General features: G+C 37.2%; 7 protein-coding genes and 2 pseudogenes. 4 read left to right on the top strand and 5 right to left on the bottom strand.

The window, feature by feature from the left end; translation table 11 throughout:
• Window positions 1-76: 76 nt before the first annotated feature.
• The 3 genes and pseudogenes from ADA42_RS18280 (at window position 77) to ADA42_RS17210 (ending at window position 3,246) form a co-directional block, all read left to right on the top strand.
• A protein-coding gene (locus ADA42_RS18280; RefSeq protein ID WP_100833519.1) for an IS3-like element ISAba14 family transposase occupies window positions 77-1,221 on the top strand; the annotation gives its coding sequence in 2 pieces (ribosomal slippage) (window positions 77-341 and window positions 341-1,221; 1,146 coding nt in all).
• Between the two features lie 63 nt (window positions 1,222-1,284).
• Window positions 1,285-2,850 (top strand): annotated as a pseudogene (locus ADA42_RS17215) (efflux RND transporter permease subunit); the annotation flags it as partial.
• Between the two features lie 33 nt (window positions 2,851-2,883).
• Window positions 2,884-3,246: a copper-binding protein gene (locus ADA42_RS17210; RefSeq protein WP_048766474.1), complete on the top strand. Its 363-nt coding sequence runs from the start codon at window positions 2,884-2,886 to the stop codon at window positions 3,244-3,246.
• A 71-nt stretch (window positions 3,247-3,317) separates the two neighbouring features.
• Here ADA42_RS17210 and feoB read toward each other — a convergent pair whose 3' ends face one another.
• From feoB to ADA42_RS17195, 3 genes are read right to left on the bottom strand one after another with little or no spacing between them, the layout of a single operon-like run.
• Window positions 3,318-5,147 (bottom strand): ferrous iron transporter B, encoded by a 1,830-nt coding sequence (gene feoB / locus ADA42_RS17205; protein WP_001086233.1) that lies wholly within the window; start codon window positions 5,145-5,147, stop codon window positions 3,318-3,320.
• Window positions 5,137-5,397, bottom strand: a complete 261-nt coding sequence (locus ADA42_RS17200; protein ID WP_001048218.1) for a FeoA family protein — start codon at window positions 5,395-5,397, stop codon at window positions 5,137-5,139. The genes feoB and ADA42_RS17200 overlap by 11 nt, the downstream gene beginning before the upstream one ends.
• An 11-nt stretch (window positions 5,398-5,408) precedes the next feature.
• A complete protein-coding gene (locus ADA42_RS17195; RefSeq protein ID WP_000537298.1) occupies window positions 5,409-6,719 on the bottom strand; it encodes a cation transporter in 1,311 nt (436 codons plus the stop codon).
• A 75-nt stretch (window positions 6,720-6,794) separates the two neighbouring features.
• On the opposite strand from ADA42_RS17195, the gene cadR reads away from it, so the two are divergent.
• Window positions 6,795-7,187, top strand: coding sequence for a Cd(II)/Pb(II)-responsive transcriptional regulator (gene cadR, locus ADA42_RS17190; protein ID WP_000480876.1), 393 nt, complete (start codon window positions 6,795-6,797; stop codon window positions 7,185-7,187).
• 146 nt (window positions 7,188-7,333) lie between these two features.
• On the opposite strand, the pseudogene ADA42_RS18935 reads toward cadR, so the two are convergent.
• Window positions 7,334-8,251 (bottom strand): annotated as a pseudogene (locus tag ADA42_RS18935) (hypothetical protein); the annotation flags it as partial.
• An 11-nt stretch (window positions 8,252-8,262) separates the two neighbouring features.
• Window positions 8,263-8,666 (bottom strand): transposase (locus ADA42_RS17180; protein ID WP_048766469.1); only part of this gene is annotated, 404 nt, incomplete at its 5' end.

Here is an 8,666-nt window from a genome sequence, read left to right as displayed (position 1 = left end):
AGAGGTGGATCAGGAAATTTGAACAACACTTATAAGTGATATTTTGCTCCCCAAATGATGTTATAAACATCAATATATGGAGTATTTTATGGCACGTAGACCAAGAAGAAATCATTCAAATGATTTTAAAGCTAAGGTAGCACTTGCTGCGATTAAAGCAGAAAAAACACTTGCTGAATTGAGTGCTGAATTTGATGTTCATCAAAACCAAATTATCGACTGGAAAAATCAACTGATTTCAGCTTCCTCGCAAGCTTTCGATCAATCAAAAGCTCCAACAGAACCACCCATCGATCTAAAAAAACTACATGCAAAAATCGGTGAGCAGGCATTAGAAATTGATTTTTTAGAAGGTGTGTTGAAGAAACTGGGCCGCTTCAACCACAAAAGTTAATCGATGACTCACTTCAGATTTCAGTATCTAAGCAAGCTCAGCTGCTGAAAGTCTCCCGTGGTTGTTATTACTATCGCCCAAAACCTGTGAGTGCATCAGATCTGAAGCTGATGCGGTGTATGGATGAGTTACATATGCAATACCCTTTTGCAGGTAGCCGTATGATGCGTGATTTGTTGAATCGTCAAGGACATCATATAGGACGACGTCATACACGTACTTTAATGAAGAAAATGGGCATTAATGCGTTATATTGCAAACCAAATTTAAGCCAGGCTAATCAAGCTCACCGCAAATATCCATATCTGCTCAAAGGATTGGCTATTCAGCGCAGTAATCAAGTGTGGTCTACGGATATAACGTATATCCCTATGGCAAAAGGCTTTGTTTATTTATGTGCTGTGATTGATTGGCATAGCCGCAAGGTACTAGCGCATAGAGTATCGATTAGTATGGAGGTTACATTTTGCATAGAAACATTAAATGAAGCTATTGAAAAATATGGTCGACCTGAAATATTTAATACAGACCAAGGCAGTCAGTTTACCAGTGATGCATTTATTGATGTATTGAAATCAAATGGCATTCAAATCAGTATGGATGGTAAAGGTCGATGGGTTGATAATGTGATGGTTGAACGATTATGGCGGAGCGTTAAATATGAAGAGGTGTATCTCAAAGCTTATAGCAGTGTCACAGATGCGAAAAAGCAATTGAGTGCATATTTTGAGTTTTATAATCTGAAACGACCTCATTCGAGTCTAGACAAAATGACACCAAATGAGTTTTACTATGATCAGCTACCCCAACAAAACAAGGTGGCTTAACTAGAGCGGAATATCACTTATAAATACGCTTTTAGTTGTTCAAACATGTGGGACCACCTCTCTATGTTGGATAAGGTTTTAGCTCATCCAAAGACAATTTTACTTGGTGCATTGCTAATTTTCCTTATTAGTCTTTTCCCTTTAACACGGTTAGGTGGGGAGTTTCTACCCAATATGGATGAAGGTGATTTACTGTATATGCCTTCAGCTTTACCGGGATTGTCCGCAGCAAAAGCTTCTGAGCTACTCCAACAGACTGATCGAATGATTAAAACCGTTCCTGAAGTTGCAACAGTATTCGGTAAAGCTGGTCGCGCTGAGTCAGCCACAGATTCTGCACCATTAGAAATGTTTGAAACCACGATTCAGTTCAAACCACGGTCTGAATGGCGTTCAGGTATGACACCTGACAAATTGATAAAAGAACTAGATAAGGCAGTCCAAGTACCGGGTTTAACAAACATTTGGGTGCCACCTATCCGTAACCGGATTGATATGTTGGCAACTGGGGTGAAAAGTCCAATCGGGATTAAGATTTCAGCAAATGATCTGCAAGATATTGATCGGGTAGCACAGCAAATTGAACAAGTGGCTAAACAGGTGCCCGGTGTTAGTTCAGCTTTAGCTGAACGGCTCACAGGTGGTCGATATGTTGATGTCGATATTAACCGTATGCAGGCTGCGCGATATGGTCTCAATATTAAAGATGTACAGCAAATCGTCTCATCAGCGATTGGCGGGGAAAATATTGGTGAAACTGTTGAAGGCTTGGCACGGTATCCCATTAATGTACGTTACCCACGAGAGATTCGAGATTCACTGGAAGCCTTAAGAAATTTACCGATTCTAACAGAATCTGGTCAACAAATAGTCTTGAGTAGTGTTGCTAATATTCAAATTACAGATGGGCCGCCAATGCTTAAAAGTGAGAATGCCCGTCCAAGTGGTTGGGTCTATGTCGATGTACAAGGACGTGACTTAGCTTCGGTTGTACATGATTTGAAGCAGGCCATAGACCAAAAAGTAAAACGTTCTTCTGCCATGAGCATTAGCTATTCAGGACAGTTTGAGTTCATGGAGCGTGCGAATGCTCGCTTAAAAGTTGTTATTCCAATTACTTTGATGATCATTTTTCTATTGCTCTATTTGATTTTTAGGCAAGTACAAGATGCTGTTCTGATTATGGCAACACTACCTTTTGCGTTGATTGGTGGTATTTGGGCTATGTACTTGAGTGATTATCACTTTTCGGTTGCGATTGCTGTTGGTTTTATTGCACTTGCTGGTGTTGCCGCAGAGTTTGGTGTAGTCATGTTGTTCTATTTAAAGCAAGCAATTGAGCATGCACAGCAAAGCCTATCTTCTTCAACGGCATCCTTAACAGAGCGACAACTCAATGAGGCAATTCATACAGGGGCCGTGCTACGTGTTCGCCCTAAAGCAATGACAGTCGCTGTCATTTTGGCGGGGTTAATCCCTATTCTGTTGGGGACTGGAACAGGTTCTGAATTAATGAGTCGTATTACTTTACCTATGGTTGGGGGCATGATTTCAGCCCCTCTCTTATCTATGTTTGTTATCCCTGCGGCATATCAGCTTTTAATCAAAAGAAAACTATCAAAGAATTGATAGTTTTATTATTTCGTCAAAAGAGGTTTTATTATGTTGAAATTTATGAAAACTGTGGCTCTTGTTGCAACCGTTGCTGCGTTAAGTGCATGTAGCAAAAATGAGGCATCAGAGCAAAAGAAAGCGGAAGCACCGATGGAGCAGATGAGTAAAGAGTCATCTACAGTTGCAACAGCTCAAGCTGTTGGTGTGATTACTGCTATTGATACGAAAGAAAATATTCTAACACTCGACCATGAAGCAATTCCTGCAATTAAATGGCCTGCAATGACCATGGGCTTTAAAGTTGCAGATTCAGCATTATTGAATGGTTTAACTGTAGGGGAAAAGGTTGACTTCGAATTAAAAATAGAGGGTGAGAGTCAGATTATTGTTGCTGTGAAAAAAAGCTCATAATCAGTTTGATACTTAAAAGAAAAATGGATGCCTTCGCATCCATTTTTCTTTATGAAATATTCTTATTTTGATTAAAGTCTACTAATAAGCTGATATGTAATGAAGGCAAAGAAATACGCAAGCCCAAATAAGTAAGTCGCCATAATAACAGGCTGTTTCCAGCTACCAGTTTCACGACGAATGGTCGCTAATGTTGCAAGACAATGTGGTGCGAAAATGTACCAAACTAATAATGACATCCCTGTAGCTAATCCCCAACCATCAGGACCAGAGATTTGACTCAACAATGTTTGAGTTACAGTATCTTCATCTCCAGACATAGCATAAATTACACCTAAAGCAGCAATGACAACTTCCCTTGCAGCCATAGCAGGAATTAATGCGATACAGATTTCCCAAGTAAAGCCAATAGGTGCAAATATAGGCTGAATAATATGTCCAAGTTGCCCAGCTAAACTATAGTTGATAGCAGGCATTGTGGCATGCTCAGGAGGTTGAGGGAACGTCACCAATACCCAAAGCAATATAGATAATGCTACGATAATACCGCCAACTCTTTTTAGGAAGATCGTAGCTCGGTCATAAAGTCCTAAAGCAACGTTTCGAATATCTGGTAATCGATAAGTAGGCAACTCAAAGATAAAAATACTTTCTGTTTTATCTTTTCTAACTAGTTTCAAAAATAAAGAAACACATAATGCTGAAACAATTCCAGCCATATATAGTCCAAAAAGAACTAAACCTTGTAGGCTCAACCAACCATAAACTAATTTGTTTGGAATGAATGCCGCAATCAGCAAAGCATAAACAGGTAATCTTGCAGAACAAGTCATTAATGGCGCAATCATAATGGTTGCTAGACGATCTCTTTCCGAACTAATACTTCGTGTTGCCATGACACCAGGAATAGCACAGGCAAAACTAGACAATAGTGGAATAAAGGAACGTCCACTTAAACCAGCTTTGGACATTAATTTATCCAAAAGGAATGCTGCTCGTGGCAAATAACCTGATTCTTCTAAAATTAAAATAAAGAAGAATAAGATAAGGATCTGCGGCATATAAGCCAAAACACTACCCGATCCAGCGATTACCCCATCAACAATAAGACTTCTAAGTAATGGATGAGTAATAAGCGGGCCAATTGTATTACCTAACCAAGCAATTGCATTTTCAATTAATGAGATAAAAGGTTGTGCCCAGATAAAAACGGCTTGGAACATGACAAACATGGTAAGCGTTAGGATGACTAAACCAAGTACAGGATGTAAGAAAATTTTATCCAAGAAAGCTGTTCTTGCATCACCGTTATCATTTTTTAAAATTACCTGTTTAGTAATATTTTTAATCTGATCAAAATGATTCAGATCAGAATGATAAGGAGTGACAAATAGATTTTTTTGATCTAATTGATTTAGTAGTTCTTGCACGCCTTTAGTTTTAACGGCAACAGCCTCAATAACAGGGATACCCAACAATTCTGATAGCTTATTAATATCTATCGAAATACCACGCTTTTTGACCTCATCCATCATATTTAAAACAAGAAGCATTGGTCGATTCAATGCCCTTATTTCAAGCACGAGACTTAAATGTAAATGTAAATTAGTGGCATCAACCACACATACATATATATCAGGTAGAACCTCACCCTCAAGCTCACCTAAGCATACAGCCCTTGTTACCTCTTCATCTAGACTCGTAGGCTTTAAGCTGTATGTGCCGGGCAAATCTAAAACTCGAACTGATTCACCAGAAGGTAGTTTAAAGAAACCTTCTTTCCGCTCAACAGTAACACCAGCATAATTAGCTACTTTTTGACGAGTACCTGTTAAAGTATTAAAGAGAGATGTTTTCCCACAATTTGGGTTACCAATAAGTGCAATATTTTTACTGTTCATTTGAAACAATCTCTACAAAAATTCGTTCAGCTTCATTCTTTCTTAACGCAAATCGAGAAGTTTCAATTTGAACCAATACTGGATCACCACCGAAAAGTCCCTTAGCTAGAACTTGTAAAGTTTCACCAATTCTGAAACCTAACAATTCAAGTCGTTCGAGAACTGGATCATTTTTATCTAAATATTGGTTACCTTTTTTTAGGTCAACAATTTTGACAAATTCGTTTGGTTTAACTTGGAATAAATTCATTTTTAATACTCTTATTTCAATGCCAAAATTTTTCGAGCACCGTTAAGTACGAAAAGTGAAACAATTATTCCTATAATAAGATCTGGATATGCGGAACCTGTCAAAGCCACAAGGAAGCCAGCAATAATTACACCTAGATTCACAATCACATCATTAGCGGAGAAAATCCAGCTTGCTTTCATATGTGCTCCACCATCTTTATGTCCAGAAATTAGATAAAGACAGGCAACATTCGCAATTAGTGCAAAAAAGCCGATTACAATCATTAATAAAGATTCAGGCTCACTACCTAATATAAAACGTCTAATTACATCGACAATTACAGTTATTGCGAGAAATAATTGAATCCAACCCGCAAAATGCGCGGCTTTAACTTGATACTTTGCAGCTTTACCTACAGCATAAAGTGCAATCCCATAAACAGCAGCATCTGCAAACATATCAAGAGAGTCTGCGATTAACCCTGTAGATGCAGCAATTAGGCCACTAATAAATTCAATAACGAAAAGTGCAGCATTAATCGCTAAAAGAATTTTTAAAACTTTTGCTTGTTCAGACGTATCTGCTTTTTCAGGCATTTCACCCACAGAGGCAGCGGTACTTTCAAGTTTGGCTCCAAACCCAAGAGCTTCAAGTTTGCTAGTAATTTCATTAAGACCATCATTATGAAAAACTTTCAATTTCCGATTAGGTAAATCAAATGTTAGTCCTTTGACCTCATTCACTGGAGACAATGCCATACGAACCATTTGCTCCTCAGCAGAGCAATCCATTTTCGGAATTAGAAACGTACTGATTTCTTTTGCATGCTCTTTATTTACATAGGCTTCAGTTTTATTTAATTTTGCTCCAAACCCAAGAGCTTCAAGTTTTGCAGTGATTTCATTACTTTCACCATTATGCATAACTTTTAGGTTTCGATTCGGCAAATCAAAAACTAGCCTTTTAACGTTTAACAAAGAAGATAAAGTCATCCGAACCATTTGTTCCTCTGCGGAACAATCCATTTTAGGGATGTTATAGTCACTGATGAAAGTCGCTACACCCTCATTATCATTAACTGTCTCAGGTGAACTTATCGAATTTGGGCCGCAACATGAGTTTGACTGCGTAGAACATGGCTGAGTACTAGCACAAGAATCTTTTTCATCAGGCTTAGATTGTTGTGGTACTTCTTCATTACCACAACAAGAACTTTTACTTTCTTCAGTAGTTAAATCTTTACTGTTACCAGAATTTGCTTCTGATTCATTTTGATTTTGCTTAGTGTCTTCACAAGAACTTTCTTTATTACAACCGCAACCACTCATTGATGTGCCCATAGTCATATCTTTACTTATTGCATATTAAAATCTCTATAGCTACTATAGAGTCAAGGTGGATTTTGAGTATTTCTAATGTTTATGAAGATAGGAGAGCTCTCTGAAAAAACGTCGTGCTCAGTACTGACAATACGGTTTTATGAAAAAGAAGGTTTAATCCCGCAACCTGATCGAACTCAAGGTAACTATAGACTATATACTGAAGATTACATTGATCGGTTGAAATTCATTGTAAATTGTCGTTCTTTGAATATGAACTTAACTGAAATCAAAAAATTACTAAATTATAAGGATCTGCCTAATCTAAATTGTTCTGATGTTAATGAACTTATCGATTCACATATTAACGATGTAGAGGAAAATATTCGGAATCAGCAGAAACTTATACAGCAGCTATTAGAAATAAGAAAGACTTGTGATGGGTTATGTACAGTAGATAAGTGTGGTGTGTTGAAAAAATTAGCTTGATTTTAATTATTATTTAATTCTCTATTCTTAAAAGAACTAATTAAATTTTTAAGAAAATATTTATAATTATGTTGGTTTAACAAGCCAATAGTACTTATATTCTATTGGCATTTTTATAGTAAGCTAAATAATATAAATTTAAAAATTCAATTCTTGAACATTACTTTATCAATTTCTATCTTTCTTAAAGCATTCAACAAAGTTGATTCACCTTCGGTCAACCCTTTTGTATTTGAATGTCGAAATAAAAATATTTGAGTTACTAACAAGCTTTGAAACACTCTTGAGGGATATGAACCCTCATGTAGAGGAAGATGATACATTAAATCTGAAACGAACTGTTCGAGATCTTTTTCATATTTCATTTGAAACACTAAACCGGCATGTCCTCTTTCTTTTGTCAGAGTTTCACCTTCTACAGTAGATGTATATGTTGCGGGCTGTATATCAAAAATATAAACAGGTTCTAATTGCGATACAGTTAATCTGATAATTAATGCTCCTCTTATTTGGGTTTTTAATGAATTTGCGTAGCACCAAGTCTTGTGAATCTGCTCTTCAGATTCAGTAAAAAAACCGATCAGCATCGGGAGTTCGGAATAGTTAAATCCCTTTTCAAATGTGTAATAGTGAACTTTTTGTATTAAATCTGGATTGAAATCCATGGCTTTTACACAAGCTTTCCATAATCCAATAATTCTGCCATCCTCGGAGGCCTGAAACTCTGTCGATTGATTTGTTGAAGGAACTATTTGGCCATTTAATACTTCTGGTGAATTGTCAGGAGCTCCAGTTCCTATAGTCTGTGTTTCTATATATTTCTTCTTTCTTTTTGGATGTTTAGTCTGTTTTACATATTTGTATTTACTTAATTCACTAGCTGGACCGCCATCAATCCATTCAAAGTCATCTTCTAAGAATTCATAATCAGAAGGCGGACGTCGACCGCCCTGATTTGTGGAAACGTTAATGTCACCGCTACCTAATTGAGGTAAGGGGGGATTAGGCTGGTTAGTGTCTGTAGTGGTATTAATACGTTCAGTTGCTCTAGGTATTATTCTAACCCGAATCCTGTTTAAGCCGATGATTTCATAATTTGAATTGTTGGCTTATTTCGATGGGTTAATTGATATGCACATAGTGAGGCGTAAATTCCACTGAGAAATCCATGAAGACTACGTGCTTTACTCGTCACTAAATTGTATTGCCCCTTCAATAAACTGAATAATGTTTCTATTTTATTGCGTTGTCTTAAGTGATATTCATCTGATGCACAGAGTTGAATAGCCTGCATATTCCTCCGATGATAAGTAATTAAATCAATACCTCGATCTTTCAATCTAATTTTTAATTCTTGGCTGATGTAACCTCGATCCCCGTAAAGTTTTCCGTTTAGGCCAGCAACCAATTGCTCAACCATTTTTATGTCAGCAACATGTCCATTCGATAAAGCAGAACAGGCAATTTCACCAAATTGAT

The organism is Acinetobacter sp. 243_ASPC (genome assembly GCF_001054715.1).
Taxonomy (GTDB): domain Bacteria; phylum Pseudomonadota; class Gammaproteobacteria; order Pseudomonadales; family Moraxellaceae; genus Acinetobacter; species Acinetobacter soli.
Note: the sequence above shows the minus strand (reverse complement) of the source record. Positions and strands in the feature narration are given on the sequence as shown.

Coding starts and splice junctions, on each gene's coding strand:
- ADA42_RS17195 (WP_000537298.1), bottom strand. CDS start 6,719: ATGGGCACATCAATGAGTGGTTGCGGTTGTAATAAAGAAAGTTCTTGT.
- cadR (WP_000480876.1), top strand. CDS start 6,795: ATGTTTATGAAGATAGGAGAGCTCTCTGAAAAAACGTCGTGCTCAGTA.
- feoB (WP_001086233.1), bottom strand. CDS start 5,147: ATGAACAGTAAAAATATTGCACTTATTGGTAACCCAAATTGTGGGAAA.
- ADA42_RS17210 (WP_048766474.1), top strand. CDS start 2,884: ATGTTGAAATTTATGAAAACTGTGGCTCTTGTTGCAACCGTTGCTGCG.
- ADA42_RS17200 (WP_001048218.1), bottom strand. CDS start 5,397: ATGAATTTATTCCAAGTTAAACCAAACGAATTTGTCAAAATTGTTGAC.